This is a genomic window from Vagococcus luciliae, from assembly GCF_024637875.1.
Taxonomy (GTDB): Bacteria; Bacillota; Bacilli; order Lactobacillales; family Vagococcaceae; genus Vagococcus; species Vagococcus luciliae.
Map to the genome: position 1 here is coordinate 1,221,182 of NZ_CP102451.1, position 26,619 is coordinate 1,247,800.

Consider the following 26,619-nt stretch of genomic DNA (forward strand, 5'->3'; position numbering starts at 1 on the left):
AGGTTATAGTCATGAACAAGGAGCTTTTTAAAAAGAAATCATTTTATCTAAAAGTGTTAGGTGTTTTAGTGATTTTATTGGTTTTAATTTTTCCATTACCCTATTATATTGAATCGCCAGGTAGTGCTGATAAATTAAATCAAATTATTACTGTAGATGGTAAAAAGGATACGCAAGAAGGCTCGTTCATGATGACGACAGTTCAAGTCCAAAAAGCCAATGTTTTAACGGTTTTATTAAGTAAATTTGATCGTAATGCAGAGCTAATTCCCCAACAAGATATATTAGGTGAATCCAATTCAGCTGAGTATGAACGTATTCAAGAATATAATATGGAAGACTCAAAAAATGAAGCCATCCAGATTGCATTGGAATTAGCTAATATTCCTTATAAGCGGGTATATAAAGGGATTTATGTATTATCTGTTGCTGACTATTCTAGTTTTTATAAAAAATTAGAAGTGGGTGATTTAATTCAAAAATTAAATGGAAAGACAATGCTACAATCGGATGATTTTATTCAAGCCTTACAAAAGATGCCAATCGCTGAATCTCTTTCTATTGGTTATGAGCGAAATGGAAACAAAGAAGTGGCTGATGGAAAAATTATTAAGTTACCTAAATTAGAGCGGCCGGGAATTGGCGTGACTGTTGTGGATCAAACATCTATTGATACTAAAAAAGACATTCAATTTAATACAGAAGGTGTAAGTGGTCCTTCAGCGGGATTAATGTTTAGTTTGGAACTTTATAGCATGTTAAGTCAGAAAGATTTAAAACAAGGACGAAATATCGCAGGGACAGGAACGATTAACGATAAAGGAAAAGTAGGAGATATTGGCGGAATCGAGAAAAAGGTAGTGGCAGCTGAAAAAGCTGGAGCAACGATATTTTTCGCCCCGAATAATGAAACAGAAGGAAAAACGAATTATGAATTAGCCAAGGAATCAGCAGATAAAAATCATCTTTCACTAAAAGTGGTACCTGTTAAAACGATTCAAGATGCAATAGATTACTTAGAAAAACACACGCCTTAGGAATAAGACGTGTGTTTTTTCGTATCTATTAATGAAAGGAGAGGTAAGATGAATCGTTTTAAAAAAGTAGAAGATAAAAAATGGCTTGTACTTGGTGTTGTAAGTATTATTTTAGTGAGTGTTTTTGTGCTGATAAGAATGTTTTCTACAAATAAGATAATAGTTGAGGAGACCACCACTATCACAACGAATAGTACACTAAGAGAAAATATTGAAAAAAATGTGATGTCAACTGATGAGATGTATGTAGATATTAAGGGTGCGGTTATAAATCCAGGTATTTATCAAGTAACTGGTAATATGAGAGTATTGAATGTTGTGGAATTAGCAGGTGGATTTTTATCTGATGCTGATGATAAGCAGGTGAATCTATCCGAGCGGGTAAGTGATCAAATGGTTATTTACATCCCAAAAGAGGGCGAAGCACTAGATGACATACCAATGCTACAAAGTAATGGAAAAGACAAGCAAGACTCAAGTAAGTCAGATTTAATTAATCTTAATACAGCAACCATAGATGAGTTAAAAACATTAAATGGTATTGGTGAGAAAAAAGCAGAAAGTATTATTAAATACCGTGAAGAAAAAGGATTATTTAAAAAAATAGAAGATCTAAAAAATGTTGATGGTATTGGGGAAAAAACTTTTGAAAGTTTAAAATCATTAATTATAGTGTAGAAAAATAGAAAAGGAGAAGATGTTATAGTTGAATAAATAAAATAACTAGTTAAAACATTAAAAATCAATTACAATAAACTTAAGTTAAAGAAAAAGAGGTTTAAAGATGAGAAGAGAAAGAATTCCTTGGGATCAATATTTTATGGCTCAAAGTCTATTGTTGTCTTTACGTAGCACATGTAAAAGATTATCAGTTGGAGCAACAATTGTCCGAGATAGACGAATAATAGCTGGAGGATATAATGGATCTGTAACGGGAGATGTTCATTGTATAGATGAAGGATGTTACCTTGTTGATGGACATTGTGTACGGACCATCCATGCAGAGATGAATGCCATTTTGCAATGTGCAAAATTTGGTGTCGAAACAGATGGGGCGGAAATTTATGTGACACACTTTCCCTGTTTACAATGCACTAAAATGATTTTACAAGCGGGGATTAAAACGATTCACTATTTGAAAGATTATCGAAATGATGATTATGCAATGAAATTGATTAAACAAGCTGGAGCGACAATTGATAAAGTCACGTTATCTCAAGAATATTTTGATACACTTGCTTTTGGTGAAGACAATGATTAATGAAAATACCTCTATAAAGGGGTATTTTTTTTATCCTTTGATGATATTTGTGATATGGCTATTATATTTATTAAATCAATCGTGGATAGGGCTTTTTTTAGTATTATTTTGTACCGTTCATGTATGGCGTTTAAACAATTCTAGGCTATTCATGCTGAGTATTATTTGCTTTATTTTATCAAATGGTTATTTTTTTCTAACAGTCCCTTATAGACACGATGTATTTATTAATGAAAATAAAGAAACATGGACAGTACTGCCTGACACATTACAAGTAGATGGTGATTTTGTTAAAGCTAAAGTGAAAAAGAATCATCATCGTTATTTTTTACGATATAAACTGACTTCAAAAGAAGAAAAAGAGGCCTTATTATCAGTTAATCACCCATTGGTTATAACGAGTAGTCAAGAAAAAGTTTCAGCACAATCAAAACGCAATTTAAATGGTTTTGATTATAGCAACTATTTATTTTCTCAACAAGTCGTTGGAATTTATCAGCTAAAAGATATTGTGGAAGTTAAAGAAAAATCACTATCTATTATTCATCCAATTGAGTTGATATCAAGTTTTCGAGCATCTTCTTATCAGTCGATTAATCAAACTTTTTTACCTTATACGTCATTTTATATGACTAGTTTACTATTAGGAATCAATGACGGAGAAAATAGGGAGGTATGGAATAAATTAAGTTTGTCGCACTTATTTGCTTTGTCTGGTTTACATGTTACTTTTTTAGTGATGATGATACGATCAGTGTTACTAAGAGCAGGTATTACAAAAGAAGTCACGTCAATCATAGAATGTTTGTTTTTATTGCTATTCGTTGGTCTCTCAGGTTATAGTGTTGGAGTGATTCGAGCAAGTTTGCAACATATTATAAAAAAGAGTTCAACTCATTATCAGTGGTATTTGAGTTCACTGGATTGTTGGAGTGTGACATTATTTATCCATACGTTTTTATTTCCAACCGTTTTACTGACTATTGGGGGAAAGCTTAGCTATTATTTAAGTTTTTTAATTATATTTATCCAACCAATTATATCCACCTATAAAAAATATCAACAGACAATATTTTTTCAATTATTGTTAACGTTTTTTTCTCTTCCATTAATTTGCTATTACTTTTTTGAGTTCAATATTTTATCTGGTTTATTTAGTTTATTATTCACACCTATTTTATTCCAAGTATTACTACCACTATTAGTCATTAGTTTCATAACATTAGCATTCTTACCCAACTTTATTATCATTTCGATAGAAAGTATTGTGAGAATGATTCATTTATTTGCTATATGGTGTCAAAAGTGGACGATGTTTCAAGTCACAACTGGAACATTTTCTAAAGTATTACTTATTCTTATCATCATTGGCCAATTTGGTTGTTTAATTTACTGGGAGAAAGTAAAAAAAATATCAGCAAAACAGGTATCCTTTATTTTGCTAAGTCCATTTATGATACTGAGTATTAAATACATTAATCCTTTTGGTATGATTGCTTTTGTTGATGTAGGACAAGGAGATGCGATTTTTATTCAGCTTCCATTTCATCAAGGAAATTATTTAATTGATACAGGCGGAAGTTTATCTTTTGAGCAGGAGGCTTGGAAGCAAAAAATAAACAGTAAGCGAAATGCTGACTACACTTTACTGCCATTTTTAAAAAGTAAGGGGGTATCAAAACTAGATGCTCTTTTTATTACACATGCTCATGAAGATCATTTTGGTGATATGGACCGATTGAGTGAAGAGGTAACGATTAAACAGATTATTACCACACCAGGGGCATATGAACAAGAGAATTTCCAACGAAAATTAGAGAAAATGAATGTATCATCTGTTCATCAAGTAACTCAGAAAAATCAATTAACGCTATCTAATTTACAACTGGATGTATTATCTCCTTTAGGTGTAGGCGATGGTCAAAATAATGATTCACTTGTATTAAAGGTTACGATTCATCAAAAAGCATTTTTATTAATGGGTGACTTAGAAAAAGAAGGAGAATTGCGTTTAATAGATCAATACAAACAAGATGATCTAAAGGCAGACTGTATCAAAGTTGGGCATCATGGTAGTAAAACATCTAGTTATCATGACTTCATAGAAAAAGTAGATCCCAGCCAAGCTATAATACTTGTCGGAGAAAATAATCGATTTAAACATCCTTCACCAGAAACATTAGAGACCCTAACAAATCACGATATTGCTATTTTTAGGACAGATGAAGATGGGATGATTTATCAAAAATGGTTACCTTTTAAAAAAGAGATGTTGAAAATGACGTCAATAAAATAAAAATCTGTTAGAATAGTGAAGAGAAGACAAGAAGGATGTGTCATAATAAGTGAGTTTTCAAAAAGAAATCGCAAAAATTAAAGAAAAAAAATTTGATTCTGTTTATATCCTATTGGGAAAAGAGCGGTATCTTACTAATCAATTTAAACAACAATTAATCGCATCTGGCATGGAAGAAGAAGAGCAATCTTTTAACTTGATGACTTTTGATATGAAGCAAGACTTGTTAGATAACGTTATGATAGAAGCGCAAACGATTCCTTTTTTTGGAGAAAGAAAGATTATCTTCATTCAAGAGCCATACTTTTTGACAGGTGAAAAGAAAAAGATAGATGTCGATCATAATTTAAATACATTATTAGACTATCTAGATGATCCCTCCCAATCAACGATATTAGTGTTTTTAGCGCCTTATGATAAGCTGGACGAACGTAAGAAAATAGTAAAAAAATTAAAAAAAGAAGCAACACTGATTGATGTTTCGGATATGACTAATCGTTTGGCACAACAATATGTTTCCGATACGATAAAAAATGAAGGTTACGAGATAAGTAAAGAGGCGTTTGAAGAATTTATTTATTTGACGAATGCTAATCTTAGCCAAATGATGAATGAATTAGATAAATTGTTTTTGGTAGCAACTGAATCAAAAAAAATAACCAAAGAGATAGTTAAAGACCTCATCCCAAGGTCATTAGAACATAGTATTTTTGACTTACTGAAATACATTTTAGCCAATCAAAAAGAGCAATCATTGGCTTTATATAATGAGTTGTTGTTACAAGGGGAAGAGCCTATTAAAATTAATGCTATTCTAATTAGTCAGTTTCGTTTGTTGTTACAAGTGAAAATAATGGCAGAAAGACATTACCAACAAAGTAATATGATTGATGTCCTAAAGATTCACCCGTATCGTATTAAATTATCCTTACAGGAAGCAAAGCGATTCGAGTTGAAGACATTGGGAGTAATTTTTGATTATCTAGTGGAAAATGATTATAAGATGAAGTCTGGATACATGGATGCTAATTTATTGTTTGAATTATTTTTGATGAAACAATTTAAATAAAAGAAAAAACTTGATGACTAGAAATCAAAAGATTCAGTCAATCAAGTTTTTTTATTTTGCGATTTTTTTAGCTAAACGTGATTTTTCACGATTTGCTTTATTTTGATGGATTAATCCTTTTGCACTAACCATATCAATTTCACGTGTAGCAGCAACTAATAATTCTTGTTGATTATCAGCATTTTCTTCTACAGCTTTTTCAAATTTCTTCATAGCAGTACGCATTTTGCTTAATTTTGCAGAGTTAGACTCGTTTGCAATTTTGCTAGTGCGAGCACGTTTGATAGCAGATTCGATATTTGGCATTTGTTTTCACCTCCGACATAGAGTTTACATTGATAAATCATATGTAATCAACATTCTCATTATACAGAAACCATAATCAGTTTGCAATAAATTAATTGCAATGTTTCTTAATTTAAATCTAAAATGGTGACACCGATGACATCTGGTCCAGTATGAACACCTAATACAGGACTAACGTCATTAAAATAAATGACGGTTGCATGTGGTAATTTTTCTTCAATTGTTTTTTTGACAAGTTCAGCTTCCTCTTTACATGTTCCATAAGCAATGGCTATTTGATAATCGGTGCTATTTTCACCAAAAGCGACTAATTGATCAATCATTTTTTGTAGACTTTTTTTCCGTCCACGAGCTTTTGCTACGGTATAATATATTCCTTCACTATTACATGAAATCACTGGGTTTAAATTTAATGCTGTTCCAAGAATGGAAGTAACTAAACCAATTCTTCCACCCTTTTTTAAATATTCAAGGGTTGGAATACTAAAAAAGATACGTCCCTTTTTAGGTAATAATTCTCCAATTTCAACAAGAGAATCAAATGTATAGTGTTTATCAATTAATTCTTTTAAATAAGCGGCTTGTATTCCACCACCAACACCAATGCTTTTGGTATCGATAATATGAGATGTTATATCTTTATGATCATTTAGTAATAATCTTAATGCATTAAACGTTCCACTCAAACCACTAGAAATTGTCATCGCTAAAATATGCGTATACCCATCATTTTTTATTTGTTGAATAGTATTTTCAATGATTTCAAGTGAGGGAAGGGATGTTGTTGGGATTTCTTGATCAAGTCGGTCATAAATTTCAGCGGCTGTGATATCGATTTTATCCAAGAAGCTTCCATTTGAATAATTAATACTTAAAGGAACAATAAATACACCATCTAGTGTTGCGATTTCTGGTGGTAAGTCCATTCCAGAATCAACAAATAATGCGATTTTTTCAGTCATGTTGTGATGCCATCTCCTTATTGTTTATCATATTTAGCGTAGATGTGAGAGCAGATTCTGTAAATAATTTACTCACAATTGTAATACATGCCCAACGAATAGGGGCGATATCTGTTTCGGGATTATTAAATATAATCGTTTCTCCCTGTGTTGAAAAAGCATGAAGTGATTCATGAAGGTACTGACAAAATAAATTGTAAGCATCTTTTGAATTAGTATTTTCAGTTTGTAAATCAATGCTTTGTTGAATAGAAGGAATATCAAATACTTGTTTTAAAATAGTAATTACAATAATCCTTGCAATATGTTTTCGACTATATCTTTTTTTGATTGGTTTAGGAATTAACTTTAATTTAACGTAATTATTTACCATTGAGGGGGTTAATGGCTTAAAAGGTATGCCATTTTCAGATAAAGGTTGTAAATATCGATCAATAATAGTAACTAATTGGTCCATATAAACATCAATATCTGGTAATTCATCCCATACAGGTAGAGAAAAATCTGTTAAATTATCCGTAATGGAATTATTCAATATCAAAAACTCCTTTATCTAGTTTTTAAAACTATATCATAAAGTTTGATGAATGACAATAAAAAAATCTTGGACAATTTGTCCAAGATTTTAGTTAGCTGTCTTTGTTTTTGATTGAGTATAGAAAGGTTTTTTTTCTTTTTTGATTGGTTTTAACATTCTCAAACCATTTAATATTACTAAAATGGTACTACCTTCATGCCCAATAACACCTAAAGGAAGATTTATAACTTGTAAAAAGTTTGAAATAATCAGCAAAACAATGACAGAAATAGAAAAGATGATATTTTCTGTTACAATTTTTTTCAGTTTTATAGACATTTTATGACTCATTGCTAATTTATTTAAATCATTTTGCATTAATACAATATCAGCAACATCAATAGCAATGTCAGTTCCTTGCCCCATAGCTACACCAATTGTAGCATTTGCTAATGCTGGAGCATCATTTATCCCATCACCAATCATAGCGTTAGTTCCAACTTTTTCTTTTTGTTCTTTAATAAAAATTGTTTTATCTTCGGGTAGGCAGTCAGCTATTACATGATCCACACCAACTATTTTAGCAACAGCATTGGCTGTTTGATGATGATCGCCTGTTAACATAGTAGTTGTAATACCAGCTTCTTTAAAATATTTAACACATTCAATCGCTTCAGGTTTTGGTACATCAAGTAATCCGAAGAACGCTACTACTTGATTATTTTTAGATAGATAAATGACTGTCTTTCCTTCTTGCTGTAATTGCAATGTTTTTTCCATCGTTTTATTATCAAGGTGTTTATTTGTCACAAAATCACTGTTTCCAACTTTCCATAAAGTATCTTCTTCAGTTGCTTGCATACCTGATCCTGCAATTTCTTCTACAATAAGTGTGTCGTTAATCGATACCTTTGAATCTTGATAGAATCTCACAATGGCATTGGCTAAAGGATGAGTAGAATTTTTTTCAATGGTCACTAAAGCTGAAATGGCTTTATCACATTGGGTTTCAATAAATATTTCATCTGTTACAATAGGAATTCCTTTTGTAAGAGTTCCTGTTTTATCAAAGGTAATAGCTTTTAAATCAGATAATGATTCTAAGAAGACGCCACCTTTAAACAAGACACCGTTCTTAGCCCCATTTGAAATAGCAGCTAGAGTAGCAGGTGTAGCTGAGGCAACAAGAGCGCAAGGAGAGGCGACAACTAATAGAACCATCCCACGATAGAAACTCTCACTCCAAGTCCAACCTAAAACGAAATAAGGAAGGAAAATCATTAGTGGGACAATAACCAATACAGCTTTAACGTAGACATTTTCAAATCGATCTAAGAAACTTGCTGTTTTTGAAGGCGTATTTTGTGCTTCATCAACTAATTGAATGATTTTACTAAACAAGGTATCTTTAGCTTCTTTGGTTACTATCATCGAGATAGCATTTCCTACATTAATTGTTCCAGCGAATAAAGAATCATGGCTTAATTTTTCGACAGGAATCGATTCGCCTGTAATGGCAGCTTCGTCAATAGAAGAGTAATCACTTAGTAATTCACCATCAATTGGGACACTCGCCCCTTTTGGAACAAGTAATGTGTCACCAATTTTTAGTTCTGCAACTGGCACTTCTTTTGTTGTGTTATCAGATAATAATAAAAAAGCATTTTCTGGTTGGATAGCCATTAAGTTTTCAATTTCTTTTTTGCTTTTACTTGTAGTGTATTCTTCTAGTGAACCACTTAATGAAAAAATAAAAGTTAACATAATTCCTTCAAAATAAAATTGAATCGTACAGGCACCGATAGCAGCTAGAGCCATTAATAAATCGACACTTAAATGTTTATTCTCAATTGTGTCTTCAATTCCTTCTTTTGTCTGTGAGAATCCTCCAATAATCATTCCGATAATATAAATAATAGGAGCAAAAGTCATGTTATTTTTTTCTACAATAAAACCTAGTAACATAAGGACACCACAGACGATTGTAGCAAGCATTTGTTTGTTTTCTTTAAGATAAGTCATTTGTATTACCTCCTTATGAAGCAAGTGTAACACAAAAAAAGTTAGATTAGAATAGTTATAATCTAGATGGGATTGATAGTCGTTATCAATGATAATGATTATAAAATAAGAAGCGATAAATCGCTTCTTTAAAAGGTTTTTTTATTATAGAGTTGTTAGCCAGTAAATGAGAATGATCGTTCCCAAAATAATTCGATACCAACCAAATACTTTGAAGTCATGTTTTTTAATGTAACCCATCAAGAATTTGATTGCTAGGATAGAAACAATAAATGCAACTAAAGAACCCACTGATAATAAAATAATTTCAGAAGAACCAAATGAGTTTCCTTTTAAAACAAATTTAATCATTTTTAAGCCACTAGCACCAAACATTACTGGAATACCTAAAAAGAAAGTGAACTCAGCAGCAACATAACGAGAGCAGCCGATAATCATCGCACCGATAATGGTTGCACCAGAACGAGAAGTACCTGGAATTAAAGCTAGTACTTGAAATAGACCTATAATAAATGCTGTTTTATAAGTTAACTGATTGAGTGTTGTTGTAGTGGGTTTGATTGTTTTGTTTCTATTTTCAACGATAATAAATAAAATACCATATAATATCAACATCATAGCAACAGGAACAAACTTGTGGAAATGTTCTTCTAAAAAGTCATCAAATAGAAAGCCAAATATAACAGCTGGGATACAAGCAACTACGACTTTAAACCATAAAGACCAAGTATCTTTTTTTTCAATATCTGATTTATTTCTAGCAAATGGGTTTAATTTGTTAAAATAAAGAACGACTACTGCAAGAATTGCCCCTAATTGAATGACAACATTAAACATCTCTTTAAAATCATTTGAAGCATCAAGTTTTAAAAATTGATCGACTAAAATCAAATGACCAGTGCTACTGATCGGTAGCCACTCTGTAATCCCTTCAACAATCCCCAAAAAGATTACTTTTAATATATTATAAAAATCCATTCCTATTATTCCCCTTTTTTCCTTTTTATCTCAATTAAGTATACAGTATCTTTTTTTAAAACCAAATCTTTTTTTGAGAATAGAAATACCCTTAGAAAAATTTAATTATCTAAGGGTAGGAATGCTATTTAATTAAAAAACGGGTTTTCTCTTTTTTCACGACCAATACTTGTTACAGGACCATGACCAGAATAGGCTTTGAAGTCGTCTGGTAAAGTAAATAATTCGGCTTTGATACCAGATAAAAGAACTTGTGAATCACCAAAAGGTAAATCAGTTCGACCGACACTACCTCTAAATAATGCGTCACCACAAACAACAAAATCATCAAATATAAAGCTAACACTTCCAGGTGAATGTCCTGGAGTAGGAACAACTTTAAAAGTGATATCACCAATAGTGTAGGTATCATAGTTTTTAAATTCGAATTCCGCTTCTCTTGCTGTAACGTCAGCCATATCATCATGACGAGCTAGACCTGACAAGTTTAATTGTGGGTCAGTTAACCAAGATTGTTCAATTGGACTGATATAGACAGGAATGTTGTAACGATCGCGAATCGCGTCAACGGCACCAATATGATCATAGTGAGCATGAGTAATTAAAATCGCTTCAGGTTTTACGTTAAGCTCATCAATGGTAGATTCAATTTTTTTTGCCTCATCACCTGGATCAACAATTAATAGCGACTGTTCATTATAAATCAGGTAGCAATTTTCTTGGATTGTACCTGTTGGAATTTGTTTAATAGTTAACACATCAATTCCTCCTTTGAGTATAAATGTATTATAACGAAAAAAAGGATATTTCTAAAGTATAAAGAATTTTGTTAAGAAGGAAAAAATATTGTAAACTAAGTAGGGAAAGAGAGGTGCTGTGGTGGAGAGCGTGAAAAAGAAGTTTGAATCATTACAGTTTATTCCTTTTGTATTGGTTAATGGAATGAACTTATTTCCAATATTTATTTTGGTACATATTTTTTTACAAAATAATCGTGAATTTCATTATTTATTACCCTTACTATTCTTTTATTGCTTTAAATCAACTATTTTGTTTTTAATTCGTTTAAAAACATTGCCTATGCGACGCTTATTATTTGTAGCAATTGGACTAGGTATTTTAGGTTGTGGATTTGGTTTATTACTTAATCAATCGATTGCGTTTGGTTGGATTGCTGGAGGATTATTGGGTATTTGTTCAGGTTTAATGTTTCCAAGCTATATGACAGTTATGTTTCATGAGAGAACACTGAATGATTTTAATAATAAAAAAAGCAATCAATTATATTCATTAGGTTTTGCCATTGTTTTTTCAACTATATTGTTTAAGTTGATTGATGTATCAATAGTAGGAACCTTTTTATTTTTAGGATTAAATTTATTGTTGTTAGCTAGCATTTTATCAACTTATCCAACCTATACAATAGATGAAACTATTCCTTATCCAAATTATTCAACTATTGAAACACTTGTTTTATTTTTTGTTGGATTTTTTAGTGTGTTTATCATAAAAGGGGATAAAAAATTAGGTGTGAGTCATTTTTTATTAACACTGATGATTATAATGGCTATACTGTTGGTTATTTACTTTATTTACTATAAAAAAATTACGCGTCAACGTCAATTTAGACCGCTAGAGAGTGCTATGATGTTATATAAAGGTATGTTGACTAATTTTATTTTAGTGTTTTGCACATTGTATCAAATGATTAATCATGGAAAATCTTCATTAATGATAATATATAGTTTGTATTTAACTTCCATTATTATCTCTCCAATGATGGCAAAAAAAATACAGAATAAAGAGAGAACTATTTTTTATGGATTGATGTTTAGTTTTTTATTATTGATAATGCACGAATTATTTTATGTAGGAGTGTTTACTTTAAGTGTGATTACCTCTATTTATAATCAACAATTAAATCAAGCAGTTTATCATTATCCAGTTTTGCCAAGAGATTTTCGGTTAATTGCCAAATATCGTTTAGGAAATATTGGAAGCATTTTACATCAATTACTTATGATGGCAACGTTATTTATCGTAACAAAGTGTGCACATAATGTATCGTTAGATAATATTCTTCGAAGTTATACTTTTAAACAAATTGATACAAATGCTATATCAGTATTAGATATGAGTAAATATGCCTTATTAGGATGGTTTGCCATTATTTTGATAATATTGCAAAATAGACAAAAAAAAGAAGCTGTCTTTTCAAAATAAAAGATTAGCTTCTTTTTTTTATAATTTGATAATTTTCCCAAAGAAGAATTCCCCCAGAGAGAAAATAATAGACGATGGCAAACATTAAAGGATTAATGAATGGAATAAACGATTGGAATATTAATATAACTCCACATAAGATGGAGATCCCTTGTATGATCCTAAAAGTGATAAGAAGTTGTGATTCATTGATAAATTCCAATTCACTCAAAATAATTTGTGGGATATAATCCCAAATAAACCAAAGACCACAAATGACACAAAGTGCATTATTTGTTGCTGAAAAATTAAAGATAATAGAAAGACCAACAATGACACTGACAATTCCTGAGATGAGATAAATAATATGCCATGTTTCTTTTGGCTCCAATCGAATGTTTGTCGAATAATAATTAAAGTTTAAAAAACCTTTTAAAATAGCGACAAGTCCCATGATAATACTAAATTGTTTGATTTGTGAATCAAGATGGAAAACCATAATAAACCCAAAAATCATCATCAATCCACCCATTAAAAATGAATGCCACTCTATTTTCTTTGCATACTTTAAAAGTGTGTTGCTAAATTGCTTCATTTTTATAACACTCCTTAATCTAATCGAACTTTTTCATTTTACCATGAAATAAAGGAGCTGAGTAGATAAAAAGATTAAAGAGTATGAGTTAAATCATTATAGCGTGTCACGGAAAACTCTTCAGCATTTTTTGCTTCAATAATAGAAATACTTGTATTTCCTAAAAGTTCACCGTTTCTAATGTCACTAATGGGTAACCCTTGAAAATGCTTAAGCAGTGTTTGGAGCGTTAATCCGTGAGAGACAACTAAAATAGTTTCATTGGGATATTTAGTAGCATATTCTTTAAAAACAGATTTTGTTCGATTTAATAGTGTCTCAAAATCTTCTCCACCAAATTCACTTGGATCATAAAGATGAGGGCGATATTTTAAATGCTCAAATTGAGTCTGACCTTCATAGTTTTTTTCAAGGGTACCATCCCAAGTACCAAATCTCATTTCCCGTATATCTTCAACAGTTTCTTTTATTGGATTTGAGGAGTGAGTAGATAAAAAGGCTCTCGCGGTATCTTGTGCGCGTTTTTGTGGAGAGATAATCACACGATCAAAAGACACATCTTGCAAATAGTTTCCAGCTTTTTTAGCTGTTTCAATCCCTTCATCAAGCAGTGGTGAATCAACTAGTCCCCCTTGAAAAATACCCGCTTGATTAAATTCAGTTTTCCCATGTCTCATGCAGTAAAAAGTTGTCATGTAGTAAATTTCCTCCTATATAATAGTAATTTAAGTATACAAGAAAAGTAGAGTATAGTAAAAAAGAAAAATAAAAAGTCTCCGATATAAAAAATTAGTGAAAAATGTTTGATTTTCTTATATGGCTGTTATATACTAACAAAGGTGCTACTTTAGAGTAGTATCAAATCCACATTTTCAGCTGATTTTTTGTGAGGTGCTTAAATACTTTAAGTCCACAAGAAAAGTGAGGCTGTTAAGAGGGAAAAATAAAAACCACATTGGAGGAAACAAAAAATGGCAGTAATTAGTATGAAACAGTTACTTGAAGCTGGTGTACATTTTGGTCACCAAACTCGTCGCTGGAACCCAAAAATGAAGAAATATATCTTCACAGAAAGAAATGGTATTTATATCATTGACTTACAAAAAACAGTTCGCTTAGTAGATGATGCTTATAACTATATGAGAAACATCGCTGAAGAAGGCGGAATTGCTTTATTTGTAGGAACTAAAAAACAAGCTCAAGAAGCGATTAAAGACGAAGCAATTCGTTCAGGTCAATTCTACGTTAACCATCGTTGGTTAGGTGGAACATTGACTAACTGGGATACAATCCAAAAACGTATCGCACGTTTGAAACAAATCACAACTATGGAAGAAGACGGTGTTTTTGAAGTCTTACCTAAAAAAGAGGTTGCTGGTTTAATGAAAGAACGTGAAAGATTAGAAAAATTCTTAGGTGGTATCGCTGATATGCCAAGAATTCCTGATGTTATGTTTATCGTTGACCCACGTAAAGAACGTATTGCCGTTCAAGAAGCTCATAAATTAAATATTCCAATCGTTGCTATGGTTGATACTAACTGTGATCCAGATGAGATCGATGTTGTTATTCCATCAAACGATGACGCAATTCGTGCGGTTAAATTAATTTCTGGAAAAATGGCTGATGCATTCATTGAAGGTCGTCAAGGCGAAGATGAAATTGTAGAAGAAGTCTTTACAGAAGAAGTTGTTTCTGAAGAAGCTCCATCAATCGAAGAAATCGTTGAAGTTGTTGAAGGAAGTAACGCTGAATAATAAATAAATTGAAGCTGTCTAGGGCTGCTGGCAAAGGTGAACGAAGTAGCCAATGGTTTTGTCAATTGTCTTAGATGGCTTTTTCATTAAAAACAAACACTTGGGAGGAAACAATAAATGGGTAAAATTAGTGCTTCTATGGTAAAAGAATTACGCGAACGTACAGGTGTCGGCATGATGGATGCTAAACGTGCGTTAGTGGAAGTTGAAGGAAAAATGGAAGAAGCTATCGACTTATTAAGAGAAAAAGGAATGGCAAAAGCTGGTAAGAAAAATGATCGTATCGCTGCTGAAGGTTTAGCAAATGTATACGTTGATGGAAACACAGCTGCCATCGTTGAAGTTAACTCTGAAACAGATTTCGTTGCTAAAAACGAAAAATTCCAAGAATTAGTAAAAAATATTGCTAAATTAGTTGCTGAAAACAAACCAGCTACTATGGAAGAAGCTTTAAAAATCAAAACAGAAACAGGAACAATTGATTCTGATGTAATTGAAGCAACTCAAGTTATTGGAGAAAAAATCAGTTTCCGTCGTTTTGAAGTCTTAGAAAAAGACGATAACGCTGCTTTTGGTGGATACTTACATATGGGTGGACGTATTGCCGTATTAACAGTTATTGACGGAACAACAGATGAAGTCGTAGCTAAAGATGTTGCAATGCATGTTGCAGCTATTAATCCTCGTTACGTATCTCAAGACCAAGTATCTCAAGATGAACTAAATCATGAGAAAAAAGTATTAACAGAGCAAGCTTTAAATGAAGGTAAACCAGAAAAAATCGTTGAAAAAATGGTTATTGGCCGTATGAATAAATTCTTAGCTGAAATTTGTTTAGTAGACCAACCGTTTGTTAAAGATCCAGATATGACTGTTGAAAAATTTGTTGCATCTAAAGGTGGAACAGTGAAAGAATTCGTACGTTTTGAAGTTGGAGAAGGTATGGAAAAACGTGAAGAAAACTTTGCTGATGAAGTTGCAAGTCAAATGGGTAAATAGTTAATCATCGGGAACGCATTTATTGTTGTTATGATATATGCGCTCCTTTTTTTTGAAAAAATTACTGTATAAAGTGGTTTGTATAGTAAGACTAAAGGATAAAAGCGGAGGCATAAAAATGGTAGAACCTACATATCGTAGAGTATTATTAAAAGTTAGTGGCGAAGCATTAGCTGGAGAAAAAGGATTTGGCATTAATCCAAGTGTTGTCAATGGTTTAGTGAAAGAAATTAAAGAAATTCACGATCTTGGAATAGAAGTTGCTATAGTTGTTGGTGGCGGAAATATTTGGCGCGGTAATATTGGCGCTGAAATGGGAATGGAACGTTCTCAAGCAGATTATATGGGAATGCTTGCTACTGTAATGAATGGACTAGCACTACAAGATACACTTGAAAACTTAGGTGTACCAACCCGTGTCCAAACATCAATCGAAATGAGACAAATTGCTGAGCCATATATTAGACGTCGTGCTATTCGTCATTTAGAAAAACGTCGTGTTGTTATTTTTGCTGGTGGAACTGGTAATCCATATTTCACTACAGATACTACAGCAGCACTTAGAGCAGTTGAAATAGGTGCAGATGTTATTTTAATGGCTAAAAACAACGTGGATGGTGTATACTCTGCAGATCCTAAGTTAGATATGAATGCCACAAAATTTGAAGAATTAACTCATATGGAAGTTATTTCAAAAGGCTTATCAGTAATGGATTCAACAGCAAGTAGTTTAAGTATGGATAATGATATACCTTTAGTAGTTTTCAATATGAATGAACCAGGAAATATTAAACGAGTTTGCTTAGGTGAACAAATCGGAACAACCGTAAGGGGGAAATAAATTATGAGTCAAACGATTTTAAATGATGCAAAAGAAAAGATGAAAAAATCTGAGGAAAGTTTACGTCGTGAACTAGGGCAAATTAGAGCAGGTCGTGCTAACGCTAGTTTGTTAGAACGTATTACAGTAGACTACTACGGAGCGCCAACACCACTAAATCAACTGTCTTCTATTACCATTCCAGAAGCACGTGTTTTAATGATTACGCCTTTTGATAAATCTGCAATGGAAAACATTGAAAAAGCTATTCTAGCAAGTGATATTGGTATTTCACCAACTAATGATGGAACAGTTATTCGTTTGGTTATTCCTCAATTAACAGAAGAACGTCGTAAAGATATTGCGAAAGAAGTGGGCAAACAAGGTGAAAATGCTAAGATTGCTATTCGTAATATCCGTCGTGATGCGATTGATGAATTGAAAAAATTAGAAAAAAACAAAGAAATTTCTGAAGATGAGTTACGTGGATTTGAAAAAGATGTTCAAACATTGACTGATGCTAGTGCAAAAAATATTGAAGCAATTGTTAGTGAAAAAGAAAAAGAAATTTTAGATGTTTAACGAATAAAATAAAGCCACGAAGAGATTCGTGGCTTATTTTTTTATAATTTCTTTTAAAAAAAGTAGGATTATCCTTTTTTTTATAGGTTTTTCTAGTCCCATTTGCTACAATAAGGTGAGTGCATGTTTATGCTCAAGTCTTTTGAGGGGGCTTTTTTATGTTTAATATATTTACAAAGCAAACGAAGAAAAAATTAGGAGAAGAAAAAACGATAAACTTTTCCAAAGATGGAGATATTCCCAAGCATATAGCAATTATTATGGACGGCAATGGACGGTGGGCACAAAAAAGACGACTTCCACGTATTGCTGGGCATAAGGAAGGGATGAATAATGTTAAAAAAATAACGACTTATGCAAGCAAGTTAGGAGTTAAAGTATTAACATTATACGCTTTCTCGACGGAAAATTGGAAACGTCCGTCAAATGAAGTCGATTTTTTAATGAAACTACCAGTTGATTTCTTTGGTGTCTTTGTACCAGAGTTGGTCAAAGAAAATGTCAAGGTCAATGTGATGGGCTATACAGAACATTTGCCAAAACACACGCAAAAAGCAGTAGAAAATGCTATTAAGGAAACAAAAAATAACACAGGCATGATATTAAACTTTGCGTTAAACTATGGTAGTCGGGCAGAAATATTAACAGCAGTAAATGACTTGTTAAATGAAGTAAAACAAGGAAACTTCACAGAAGAAGTTGATGAGGATATGTTTTCTAATTATTTAATGACAGCAAGTCTAGGAAAAGAGTTACAAGACCCAGATTTATTGATTCGAACAAGTGGGGAAGAGAGAATCAGTAATTTTTTATTATGGCAAATTGCTTATAGTGAATTATATTTTACTGAGAGCTATTGGCCGGATTTTAGTTTGGCGCACTTAGAAGAGGCCATTGGGTCTTACCAAAAACGTCAACGTCGTTTTGGGGGATTGAAAATAGAAGGAGAGGCAAGTAAATGAGACAAAGAGTGATTACAGCAGTTGTGGCATTAATTTTATTTATTCCACTAATAGTTATTGGACAAATGCCACTGCAAGTCGTGATGGCTATGTTAGGTGGGATTGCGGTTTATGAGTTATTTAGAATGAAAGGGTTAGACATTAAAACACCAGAGGGGATTTTAGCAATAGTTGGCTCTATTGTGTTGATTTTACCGCGCTCAACGTGGTATGATTTTTTACCTAAAACGGTGAATGGTAACACATTGTTTTATTTAGTCGTGATGGCATTATTAGTTCTACCTGTTTTTCTTAAAAATGCGTTAACTTTTGATAATATTGGTTTTCCAGTATTGGTGAGTTTATATGTGGGGACTGGTTTTCAAAACTTTATTTCTGCTAGAGAAACAGGATTACATGTATTGATGTATGCATTATTTATTGTTTGGTCTACAGATATTGGGGCTTACATGATTGGTAGAAAATATGGTAAAAGAAAATTAGCACCAGATATTTCTCCAAATAAAACCGTTGAAGGGTCTCTTGGTGGTATTTTATGTGCAGTGGTTGTGTCACTTGTTTTTACTTTAATATGGCCATTAACTTATAATGTGTTTGTGATGCTATTACTAGCTGTCATTTTTTCAGCTGTCGGACAATTGGGTGATTTGGTTGAATCATCTTATAAACGTTACTATGGTGTGAAAGACTCTGGAAATATTTTACCAGGACATGGTGGCATATTAGATCGATTTGATAGCTTATTATTTGTCTTTCCATTGATGCATTTAGTCGGATTATTTTAAATAGATTGATACAATAAGTAGAAAGGATGTTCTGATGAAAACATTTTTAACATTTATTTTTGTGTTTGGTTTGATTGTTCTAGTTCATGAATTTGGTCATTTTATTTTTGCTAAACGTGGTGGCATATTGGTTCGTGAGTTTTCAATTGGAATGGGACCAAAATTATTTTATCATCGTCATAATGGCACAACGTATACTATCCGTTTACTACCAATTGGTGGCTATGTTCGTATGGCAGGAGAAGGTGAGGATGAAGGAGAACTATCTCCTGGAATGCACCTGTCACTTGTTATAGATGAAAATGGTATCGTGACGAAAATCAACCCAACAAAAAAAGTACAATTACCTAATAGTATACCAATTGAATTGATTGCATATGATTTAGAAGATGAATTATTTATTAAAGGATATGAAAATGGGGATGAATCTGAGGAAAAGGTTTTTCCAGTATCTCATGACGCAACGATTATTGAAGAAGATGGTATTGAAACGCAAATTGCACCACGTGATGTACAATTTCAATCAGCTTCTTTAGGTCGTCGAATTATGACAAATTTTGCGGGTCCAATGAATAACTTCATCTTAGCCGCAGTTCTATTTATTCTTGTAGCCTTTATGCAAGGTGGAAAATATGTTGAAGACCCATCAAACACGATTGGTGGTGTTATCCAAAATAGTGTAGCGGATAAAGCAGGCATTAAACCGGGCGATAAAATTATTCAAGTAAATAGTAATGAAACGCCCAAATTTACGGATATTTCAGCAGAAATTTCTTCTAATGCTGGAAAAAAAGTGTCTTTAGTTTTAGAAAATGATAAAAATGAAAAAAGAACGGTTGAAGTAGTGCCGGAAAAAAGCGAACAAAATCCTAGTATTGGACTGATTGGGATTCAGATTAGCAATAAATTCACGCCATTATCATTTTTTGGTAAAATCCAATATGGAGTGACACAAATGGCAGCTAATTCACTCACTATTTTTAAAGCATTGGGTGATTTGATTACTGGATTTAGTATTAATAAACTAGGTGGACCTGTCATGATTTTTAAACTATCTGAATCTGTGTCAAAAAGTGGCATCATTGCTATTTTATCCTTTACAGCGATATTGTCAGTCAACTTAGGAATTATGAACTTAATTCCATTACCAGGTCTTGATGGTGGAAAGTTAATGCTGAATTTATTTGAAGGTGTTCGCGGTAAACCATTAAGTCAAGAAAAAGAAGTGATGATTACTATGGCTGGAGTGGTGATTCTAGTTGTATTAATGGTTGCCGTTACTTGGAATGATATTCAACGATTTTTTATTCAATAATATGATTAGGGGAGTTTAATAATAATGAAACAATCAAAATTTTTTATGCCAACTTTGCGTGAGGTACCAAGTGAAGCCGAGGCAATGAGTCATAAAGTTTTACTTCGTGGGGGATACATTAGACAGGTATCAAGTGGTTATTATATTTATTTACCACTTGCTTATAAAGTGATTCAAAAAATTGAAAACATCATGCGAGAAGAATTTGCTAAAATTAATGCTAATGAGATGCTTTTACCAGCCGTTATACCAGCTGATTTATGGCGAGAAAGTGGTCGTTACGCAACATATGGCGATGCACTAATGACGTTTACTGCAGATGGTGATAAAGAGTATCTTTTAGGACCAACACATGAAGAAACATTTACAGATTTAATTCGTAAAGATGTGAATTCTTATAAAAAATTACCACTTTATCTATACCAAATTCAATCAAAATACCGTGGGGAAAAACGTCCACGTTTTGGTCTACTACGTGGACGCGAATTTATTATGAAAGATGCGTATTCTTTCCATGCCTCAACAGAGAGTTTAGATGAAGGCTTTAATGACTTTGAAGAAGCCTATAAAAAAATATTTGACCGTTGTGGCTTAAACTACCGCATTATCATTGGTGATGGCGGTGCAATGGGAAGTAATGATTCAAAAGAATTTATGGCCATTGCTGAGATTGGTGAAGATACGATTGTTTATTCAAATGAAAGTGATTATGCGGCTAATTTAGAGATGGCGACTAGTTTTTATGCCTCTAAAAAATCTCATGAAACACCACTTGAAATGGAAAAAATTGAAACCCCAGGTGTTGGAACGATTGCAGAATTATCTGACTTTCTATCTATTTCAGAAGATAAAACAGTGAAATCTTTGTTTTATATGGCTGATGGAAACCCTGTGATGATTTTACTTCGCGGTGATCACGAATTAAATGACGTAAAATTAAAAAATTATTTAAACGCTGTTAATTTAGAACCAGCAACAGATGATGAGGTAAAAGAAGTCTTAGGAGTAGAATTTGGTTCTTTAGGTCCTGTAGGATTACCTGATACGGTTGAATTACTAGCTGATTTATATGTACAAGATTTATCTAATACAGTAGTTGGAGCAAATGAAACAGGGTATCATATCAAAAATGTGAATCCAGGTCGTGACTTTGAACCGAAAGAATACCTAGATTTACGATTAGTCAAAGAAGGAGAAATTTCTCCTGATGGTCGTGGGAAATTACAATTTACACGAGGTATTGAGCTAGGACATATCTTTAAACTTGGTACATTTTATTCTGAAAAAATGAAAGCAGAAGTGTTAGATGAAAATGGAAAAGCTATTCCAGTTCAAATGGGGTGTTATGGTATTGGTGTGAGTCGTTTACTTTCAGCTATTACCGAACAAATGTCTGACGAGGATGGCATCAACTGGCCAGCTGAAATTGCGCCATTTGATGTACATATCATCCCAATTAATCCAAAAGATGAGCATCAATGGAACTTAGCCTTAGATATTGAAAAAGAATTAGAAAGCTATGGCTTAGATGTGTTACTAGATGATAGAAAAGAACGTCCAGGAGTGAAATTTAAAGATGCTGACTTAGTTGGTGCCCCATTTAGAATCACTGTTGGTAAAAAAGCAGAAGAAGAAATTATTGAAGTGAAAATCAAGAAAACACAAGACGAGTTAGAAATTCGTCGCGACGAGTTATATGCAACGTTAAATATCTTGAATAAGTAACAATACCTTTAAGGTTCTTAGTCTTATTTACTAAGAACCTTTTTCATGTATAATGTAAAAAGGAAAGTAGGGATGACCATGAGCTTATCACCAGTAGAATTATATGCTCAATTAATAAAACAAATTGCTTTAGATGACCAATTATCCAACTATCCTCTTTTAGAAACAGGTGAAGTGAAAAAAGTCACTGTACATAAAAAAAGTCGACTATGGGAGTTTAATTTAGGGTTTCATCATATTTTACCAATGTCACATTATCAGTTGTTATCTACTCATTTAGAGACTGCTTTTAATGATATTGCGCGTACTTCATTGGTTGTATCGAGTCAAAATAAAGACTTAAATGATGATTTATTAGCAGATTATTGGTATCACGTATTAAAAGCCAATGAAGAGATGACAAATGTTGTTAAAAATTCATTGTTGCAAACACCACCATTTGTTGAAGACCAACAGGTTATTTTATTGGTTGAAAATGAAGGGGTCGAAAAATATTTAAGTCAAAAACATTTAGGACACCTTAGTGAATTATACAAACGCTACGGATTTCCTGAGTTTAAATTTGTTGTTCGAATTGATGATACAAAAGAGTCAGATATTCAGAAAGCTTTTGAACAACGCCAACAAGAACAAGCTGAAGAGTTAATGAAACAAACTGCAGCAGCCATTGAAAAAAATCAACAACAAAAGAAAAAACAAGAAACACTTGAACACGAAGGCCCAATTCAACTTGGAAGAACCATTCCAAGTGATGAGGTGATCACACGTATGGAAGACATCATTGAAGAAGAACGTCGTGTGACTATCGAAGGGTTTGTGTTTGATAAAGAAATTAGAGAATTGCGTTCAGGCAGAAAGTTATTAATTGTCAAAATCACAGATTATTCATCGTCATTTGCTGTGAAGAAATTTTCTAATAATGAAAAAGACGTCGCTATATTTGAAGCAATTAAAACCGGAAGTTGGTTAAGAGCGCGAGGTAGTATCCAGGAAGACACGTTTATGCGTGATTTAGTGATGAATTGTCAAGACTTAGTTGAGGTAAAAAAAGAATTAAGAAAAGATACAGCTCCTGAAGATGAAAAACGTGTTGAGCTTCACGTTCATACAAATATGAGTACTATGGATGCAACGAATAGTGCCACAGATTTAGTGGCTCAAGCAGGAAAATGGGGCATGCCAGGAATCGCCATTACGGATCATAGTGGTGCGCAGGCTTATCCCGATGCTTATTTTGCCGGACAAAAACATGGTGTGAAAGTGTTATTTGGTGTGGAAGCAAACATTGTTGATGATGGTGTACCGATTGCGTACAATCCAGAACATATTAGTTTAACAGATGCCACTTATGTTGTCTTTGACGTTGAAACGACGGGACTATCAGCTGTTTACGATACCATTATCGAGTTAGCAGCAGTTAAAATGCATAAGGGAAATATTATTGATACCTTTGAACAATTTATCGATCCAGGTCATCCGTTATCTCAAACAACAATCCATTTAACAGGGATTACAGATGATATGGTGAAAGGATCAAAATCGGAAAAAGAAGTTTTAACGCTATTTGAAGAGTTCTGCCGTGATAGTATTCTGGTTGCCCACAATGCTAGTTTTGATATGGGATTCTTGAATACTAGTTATGAAAAATACGATATGCCAGAAGCTCCCAATCCAGTCATTGATACGTTGGAATTATCACGACTACTTCATCCTGAATTGAAGTCACATCGTTTAAACCGTTTGACAAAAAAATATAACATCAACTTAGAGCAACATCACCGTGCCATTTACGACTCGGAAGCGACGGGTCACTTGTGTTGGATATTTATCAAAAAAGCACAAGAAGAATATGGCGTGCATTTTCATGATGAGTTTAACCAACACATTGGGGAAGGAGATGCGTACAAACGAGCACGCCCATTTCATGCGACGATACTTGCCCAAACACAGACAGGATTAAAAAACTTGTTTAAGTTAATCTCGATGTCAAATGTCAATTATTTTTACCGTGTGCCACGTATTCCACGCTCTAAATTATCTGAATTACGTGAAGGTCTACTAGTTGGATCGGCATGTAGTAACGGTGAAATTTTCGAAGCGATGATGCAAAAGGGTGTTGAGGAAGCGAAAAAGCGTGCAAAATTTTATGACTATATCGAAGTCATGCCAAAACAAGTTTATGCTCCATTAATCGAGGCAGAGTTAGTAAAAAATGATGAGGATTTAGAAGATATCATGACCAATCTTGTGTCGATTGGAGATGATTTAGGTAAAATAGTTGTGGCAACAGGAAATGTTCACTATTTAAATAAAGAGGACGCCATTTATCGTAAAATTTTAATTAATTCGATGGGTGGAGCCAATCCTCTAAATCGCTATGAGTTACCAGACGTTCATTTTTTGACAACCAATGAAATGTTGGATGCGTTTAGCTTTTTAGGAGAAGAAAAGGCCAAAGAAATCGTGGTAGACAACACACGAAAAATCATGGATATGTGTGAAGACGTTGTGCCTGTCAAACAAGAGTTATATACCCCAAAAATTGAAGGGTCAGAAGATGAAATTACTAAATTAAGTTATGATGAAGCACATCGACTTTATGGAGAAGAGTTGCCTGAGATTGTTGAGAAACGAATTGAAAAAGAGTTAAAAAGTATTAATGGAAATGGGTTCTCCGTTATTTATTTAATCTCTCAAAAATTGGTTCATAAGAGTTTAGAAGATGGATACTTGGTTGGATCTCGTGGTTCAGTTGGTTCAAGTTTTGTCGCAACCATGACAGGTATTACAGAGGTCAACCCACTTCCACCACACTATTTGTGTCCTGAATGTCAGTATTCAGAGTTCTTTGAAGATGGTAGTTATGGGTCAGGGTTCGACTTACCTGAAAAAGATTGTCCTAAATGTGGGGCGAAACTGTCAAAAGATGGTCACGATATTCCATTTGAGACATTCTTAGGATTCCATGGGGATAAAGTACCCGATATTGATTTGAACTTCTCAGGAACTTACCAACCAGAAGCGCATAATTACACGAAAGTGTTGTTTGGGGAAGATTATGTTTTCCGTGCTGGAACAATCGGTACGGTAGCCGATAAAACAGCTTATGGGTTTGTAAAAGGATACGAGCGAGACAATGATTTGAGTTTTCGTGGCGCTGAAATTGACCGTCTAGCAAAAGGCTCAACAGGTGTGAAACGAACCACTGGACAGCATCCGGGGGGGATTATTGTTATTCCTGATTATATGGATGTGTATGACTTTACTCCAATCCAATACCCAGCTGACGATCAAGATTCTGAATGGCGTACGACTCACTTTGATTTCCATTCGATTCATGATAACGTGTTGAAACTTGATATACTGGGACATGATGATCCGACTGTGATTCGTATGTTACAGGATTTATCAGGGATTGATCCAAAAACCATTCCAGCTGATGATCCAGAAGTCATGAAGATTTTCTCTGGACCACAAGTTTTAGGTGTAGAGCCTGATCAAATTTATTCTAAAACGGGTACACTTGGTATACCAGAGTTTGGGACAAAATTTGTTCGTGGTATGTTAGAACAAACAAAGCCAACCACTTTTGCCGAGTTACTACAAATATCTGGACTCTCACATGGTACAGACGTTTGGTTAGGTAATGCGGAAGAATTAATTCGTCAAGGAACCACCACACTGGCTGATGTGATTGGGTGTCGTGATGATATCATGGTGTACTTGATGCATGCAGGTTTAGAAGATGGCTTAGCCTTTAAAATTATGGAAAGCGTCCGTAAAGGAAAAGGGATTCCAGATGAGTGGCAAGCAGAGATGCGTGCAAACAATGTGCCAGAGTGGTACATTGAATCTTGTTTGAAAATCAAGTATATGTTCCCTAAAGCCCATGCCGCAGCATACGTGTTGATGGCATTACGTGTGGCCTATTTTAAAGTTCATCACCCAATTTTTTATTATGCAGCGTATTTCTCAGTTCGTGCTAATGACTTTGATATTGTGGCAATGTCACAAGGGAAAGACGCGGTCAAAGCACGCATGAAAGAAATCACTGATAAGGGAATGGATGCCTCAACAAAAGAGAAAAACTTATTAACAGTGTTGGAGATTGCTAACGAAATGTTAGAGCGAGGCTTTAAATTCCAAATGATTGACTTGTATAAATCAGATGCAGAAAACTTTGTAATTGATGGTGACACATTGATTGCACCATTTCGTTCTGTCCCAAGTTTGGGGTTAAACGTGGCAAAACAAATTGTGGCAGCTCGTGAAGAACAAGACTTTTTATCTAAAGAAGACTTGTCTAATCGAGGAAAAGTATCTAAAACATTGATTGAATATATGACAGACAATGGTGTGTTAAAAGACTTACCAGATGAAAATCAATTATCATTGTTTGATATGTTATAAAAAATAGCAGGAGGATGAA

22 protein-coding genes and 1 pseudogene are annotated in these 26,619 nt (G+C 33.3%); 15 read left to right on the forward strand and 8 right to left on the reverse strand.

Going from position 1 to position 26,619, the window contains the following annotated elements; genetic code table 11:
- Positions 1 to 11: 11 nt before the first annotated feature.
- From G314FT_RS05990 to holA, 5 genes are all read left to right on the forward strand, one after another.
- Positions 12 to 1,037, forward strand: a complete 1,026-nt coding sequence (locus tag G314FT_RS05990) for a SepM family pheromone-processing serine protease (protein ID WP_257699468.1) — start codon at positions 12 to 14, stop codon at positions 1,035 to 1,037.
- 48 nt (positions 1,038 to 1,085) lie between these two features.
- Positions 1,086 to 1,715, forward strand: coding sequence for a helix-hairpin-helix domain-containing protein (locus G314FT_RS05995; protein ID WP_257699469.1), 630 nt, complete (start codon positions 1,086 to 1,088; stop codon positions 1,713 to 1,715).
- 106 nt (positions 1,716 to 1,821) lie between these two features.
- Positions 1,822 to 2,298 (forward strand): ComE operon protein 2, encoded by a 477-nt coding sequence (locus G314FT_RS06000; protein WP_257699471.1) that lies wholly within the window; start codon positions 1,822 to 1,824, stop codon positions 2,296 to 2,298.
- Positions 2,299 to 2,347: 49 nt separating this feature from the next.
- On the forward strand, positions 2,348 to 4,594 hold the full coding sequence (locus G314FT_RS06005) for a DNA internalization-related competence protein ComEC/Rec2 (RefSeq protein WP_257699473.1): 2,247 nt from the start codon (positions 2,348 to 2,350) through the stop codon (positions 4,592 to 4,594).
- 49 nt (positions 4,595 to 4,643) lie between these two features.
- Entirely contained in the window at positions 4,644 to 5,663 is a 1,020-nt protein-coding gene (gene holA, locus G314FT_RS06010) for a DNA polymerase III subunit delta (protein ID WP_257699475.1), read from the forward strand.
- A gap of 51 nt (positions 5,664 to 5,714) precedes the next feature.
- Here the strand turns inward: holA and rpsT are convergent, their stop codons facing one another.
- The 6 genes from rpsT to G314FT_RS06040 form a co-directional block, all read right to left on the reverse strand.
- The gene (gene rpsT / locus G314FT_RS06015; RefSeq protein ID WP_117973051.1) at positions 5,715 to 5,969 is read right to left on the reverse strand and encodes a 30S ribosomal protein S20; all 255 of its coding nucleotides are present in this window, start codon (positions 5,967 to 5,969) and stop codon (positions 5,715 to 5,717) included.
- 107 nt (positions 5,970 to 6,076) lie between these two features.
- Complete coding sequence (locus tag G314FT_RS06020; RefSeq protein ID WP_257699479.1) at positions 6,077 to 6,931, reverse strand: DegV family protein; 855 nt, start codon at positions 6,929 to 6,931, stop codon at positions 6,077 to 6,079.
- Positions 6,924 to 7,466: a DUF1836 domain-containing protein gene (locus G314FT_RS06025; protein ID WP_257699480.1), complete on the reverse strand. Its 543-nt coding sequence runs from the start codon at positions 7,464 to 7,466 to the stop codon at positions 6,924 to 6,926. Before G314FT_RS06025 ends, G314FT_RS06020 begins: the two co-directional genes overlap by 8 nt.
- A gap of 90 nt (positions 7,467 to 7,556) precedes the next feature.
- The gene (locus tag G314FT_RS06030) at positions 7,557 to 9,470 is read right to left on the reverse strand and encodes a heavy metal translocating P-type ATPase (RefSeq protein ID WP_257699481.1); all 1,914 of its coding nucleotides are present in this window, start codon (positions 9,468 to 9,470) and stop codon (positions 7,557 to 7,559) included.
- 144 nt (positions 9,471 to 9,614) lie between these two features.
- Positions 9,615 to 10,448 (reverse strand): undecaprenyl-diphosphate phosphatase, encoded by an 834-nt coding sequence (locus tag G314FT_RS06035; RefSeq protein WP_257699482.1) that lies wholly within the window; start codon positions 10,446 to 10,448, stop codon positions 9,615 to 9,617.
- 128 nt (positions 10,449 to 10,576) lie between these two features.
- Positions 10,577 to 11,206, reverse strand: coding sequence for an MBL fold metallo-hydrolase (locus G314FT_RS06040; protein ID WP_257699483.1), 630 nt, complete (start codon positions 11,204 to 11,206; stop codon positions 10,577 to 10,579).
- Between the two features lie 130 nt (positions 11,207 to 11,336).
- On the opposite strand from G314FT_RS06040, the gene G314FT_RS06045 reads away from it, so the two are divergent.
- On the forward strand, positions 11,337 to 12,671 hold the full coding sequence (locus G314FT_RS06045) for a hypothetical protein (RefSeq protein ID WP_257699485.1): 1,335 nt from the start codon (positions 11,337 to 11,339) through the stop codon (positions 12,669 to 12,671).
- A gap of 4 nt (positions 12,672 to 12,675) precedes the next feature.
- On the opposite strand, the gene G314FT_RS06050 is transcribed toward G314FT_RS06045, so the two are convergent.
- Both G314FT_RS06050 and G314FT_RS06055 read right to left on the reverse strand, forming a co-directional pair.
- Positions 12,676 to 13,245, reverse strand: coding sequence for a DUF308 domain-containing protein (locus G314FT_RS06050; protein ID WP_257699486.1), 570 nt, complete (start codon positions 13,243 to 13,245; stop codon positions 12,676 to 12,678).
- Between the two features lie 74 nt (positions 13,246 to 13,319).
- Complete coding sequence (locus G314FT_RS06055; protein WP_257699487.1) at positions 13,320 to 13,940, reverse strand: histidine phosphatase family protein; 621 nt, start codon at positions 13,938 to 13,940, stop codon at positions 13,320 to 13,322.
- A gap of 276 nt (positions 13,941 to 14,216) precedes the next feature.
- Between G314FT_RS06055 and rpsB the strand changes: the two genes are divergently transcribed.
- The 9 genes and pseudogenes from rpsB to G314FT_RS06100 all read left to right on the forward strand — a co-directional run bounded on the left by rpsB (position 14,217) and on the right by G314FT_RS06100 (position 26,600).
- Positions 14,217 to 15,002 carry a 30S ribosomal protein S2 gene (gene rpsB / locus G314FT_RS06060; RefSeq protein WP_117973042.1) on the forward strand — a complete coding sequence of 262 codons (786 nt, stop codon included), beginning with the start codon at positions 14,217 to 14,219 and terminating at the stop codon, positions 15,000 to 15,002.
- Positions 15,003 to 15,119: 117 nt separating this feature from the next.
- A complete protein-coding gene (gene tsf, locus G314FT_RS06065) occupies positions 15,120 to 16,001 on the forward strand; it encodes a translation elongation factor Ts (RefSeq protein ID WP_257699489.1) in 882 nt (293 codons plus the stop codon).
- 118 nt (positions 16,002 to 16,119) lie between these two features.
- Positions 16,120 to 16,842: a UMP kinase gene (pyrH, locus tag G314FT_RS06070; protein WP_117973040.1), complete on the forward strand. Its 723-nt coding sequence runs from the start codon at positions 16,120 to 16,122 to the stop codon at positions 16,840 to 16,842.
- Between the two features lie 3 nt (positions 16,843 to 16,845).
- The gene (gene frr / locus G314FT_RS06075; RefSeq protein ID WP_257699490.1) at positions 16,846 to 17,403 is read left to right on the forward strand and encodes a ribosome recycling factor; all 558 of its coding nucleotides are present in this window, start codon (positions 16,846 to 16,848) and stop codon (positions 17,401 to 17,403) included.
- A gap of 236 nt (positions 17,404 to 17,639) precedes the next feature.
- Positions 17,640 to 18,365, forward strand: a pseudogene (locus tag G314FT_RS06080) (isoprenyl transferase); the annotation flags it as partial.
- Positions 18,362 to 19,150: a phosphatidate cytidylyltransferase gene (locus G314FT_RS06085; protein WP_257699493.1), complete on the forward strand. Its 789-nt coding sequence runs from the start codon at positions 18,362 to 18,364 to the stop codon at positions 19,148 to 19,150. The pseudogene G314FT_RS06080 and the gene G314FT_RS06085, both read left to right, overlap by 4 nt.
- Positions 19,151 to 19,184: 34 nt before the next feature.
- The gene (gene rseP, locus G314FT_RS06090) at positions 19,185 to 20,465 is read left to right on the forward strand and encodes an RIP metalloprotease RseP (RefSeq protein WP_257699495.1); all 1,281 of its coding nucleotides are present in this window, start codon (positions 19,185 to 19,187) and stop codon (positions 20,463 to 20,465) included.
- A 24-nt stretch (positions 20,466 to 20,489) separates the two neighbouring features.
- Complete coding sequence (locus tag G314FT_RS06095; RefSeq protein ID WP_257699496.1) at positions 20,490 to 22,190, forward strand: proline--tRNA ligase; 1,701 nt, start codon at positions 20,490 to 20,492, stop codon at positions 22,188 to 22,190.
- 78 nt (positions 22,191 to 22,268) lie between these two features.
- A complete protein-coding gene (locus G314FT_RS06100) occupies positions 22,269 to 26,600 on the forward strand; it encodes a PolC-type DNA polymerase III (protein WP_257699498.1) in 4,332 nt (1,443 codons plus the stop codon).
- Positions 26,601 to 26,619: the final 19 nt, after the last annotated feature.

Coding starts and splice junctions, on each gene's coding strand:
- G314FT_RS05990 (WP_257699468.1), top strand. CDS start 12: ATGAACAAGGAGCTTTTTAAAAAGAAATCATTTTATCTAAAAGTGTTA.
- G314FT_RS05995 (WP_257699469.1), top strand. CDS start 1,086: ATGAATCGTTTTAAAAAAGTAGAAGATAAAAAATGGCTTGTACTTGGT.
- G314FT_RS06000 (WP_257699471.1), top strand. CDS start 1,822: ATGAGAAGAGAAAGAATTCCTTGGGATCAATATTTTATGGCTCAAAGT.
- rpsT (WP_117973051.1), bottom strand. CDS start 5,969: ATGCCAAATATCGAATCTGCTATCAAACGTGCTCGCACTAGCAAAATT.
- G314FT_RS06020 (WP_257699479.1), bottom strand. CDS start 6,931: ATGACTGAAAAAATCGCATTATTTGTTGATTCTGGAATGGACTTACCA.
- G314FT_RS06030 (WP_257699481.1), bottom strand. CDS start 9,470: ATGACTTATCTTAAAGAAAACAAACAAATGCTTGCTACAATCGTCTGT.
- G314FT_RS06035 (WP_257699482.1), bottom strand. CDS start 10,448: ATGGATTTTTATAATATATTAAAAGTAATCTTTTTGGGGATTGTTGAA.
- G314FT_RS06050 (WP_257699486.1), bottom strand. CDS start 13,245: ATGAAGCAATTTAGCAACACACTTTTAAAGTATGCAAAGAAAATAGAG.
- G314FT_RS06055 (WP_257699487.1), bottom strand. CDS start 13,940: ATGACAACTTTTTACTGCATGAGACATGGGAAAACTGAATTTAATCAA.
- rpsB (WP_117973042.1), top strand. CDS start 14,217: ATGGCAGTAATTAGTATGAAACAGTTACTTGAAGCTGGTGTACATTTT.
- tsf (WP_257699489.1), top strand. CDS start 15,120: ATGGGTAAAATTAGTGCTTCTATGGTAAAAGAATTACGCGAACGTACA.
- pyrH (WP_117973040.1), top strand. CDS start 16,120: ATGGTAGAACCTACATATCGTAGAGTATTATTAAAAGTTAGTGGCGAA.
- frr (WP_257699490.1), top strand. CDS start 16,846: ATGAGTCAAACGATTTTAAATGATGCAAAAGAAAAGATGAAAAAATCT.
- G314FT_RS06085 (WP_257699493.1), top strand. CDS start 18,362: ATGAGACAAAGAGTGATTACAGCAGTTGTGGCATTAATTTTATTTATT.
- rseP (WP_257699495.1), top strand. CDS start 19,185: ATGAAAACATTTTTAACATTTATTTTTGTGTTTGGTTTGATTGTTCTA.
- G314FT_RS06095 (WP_257699496.1), top strand. CDS start 20,490: ATGAAACAATCAAAATTTTTTATGCCAACTTTGCGTGAGGTACCAAGT.
- G314FT_RS06100 (WP_257699498.1), top strand. CDS start 22,269: ATGAGCTTATCACCAGTAGAATTATATGCTCAATTAATAAAACAAATT.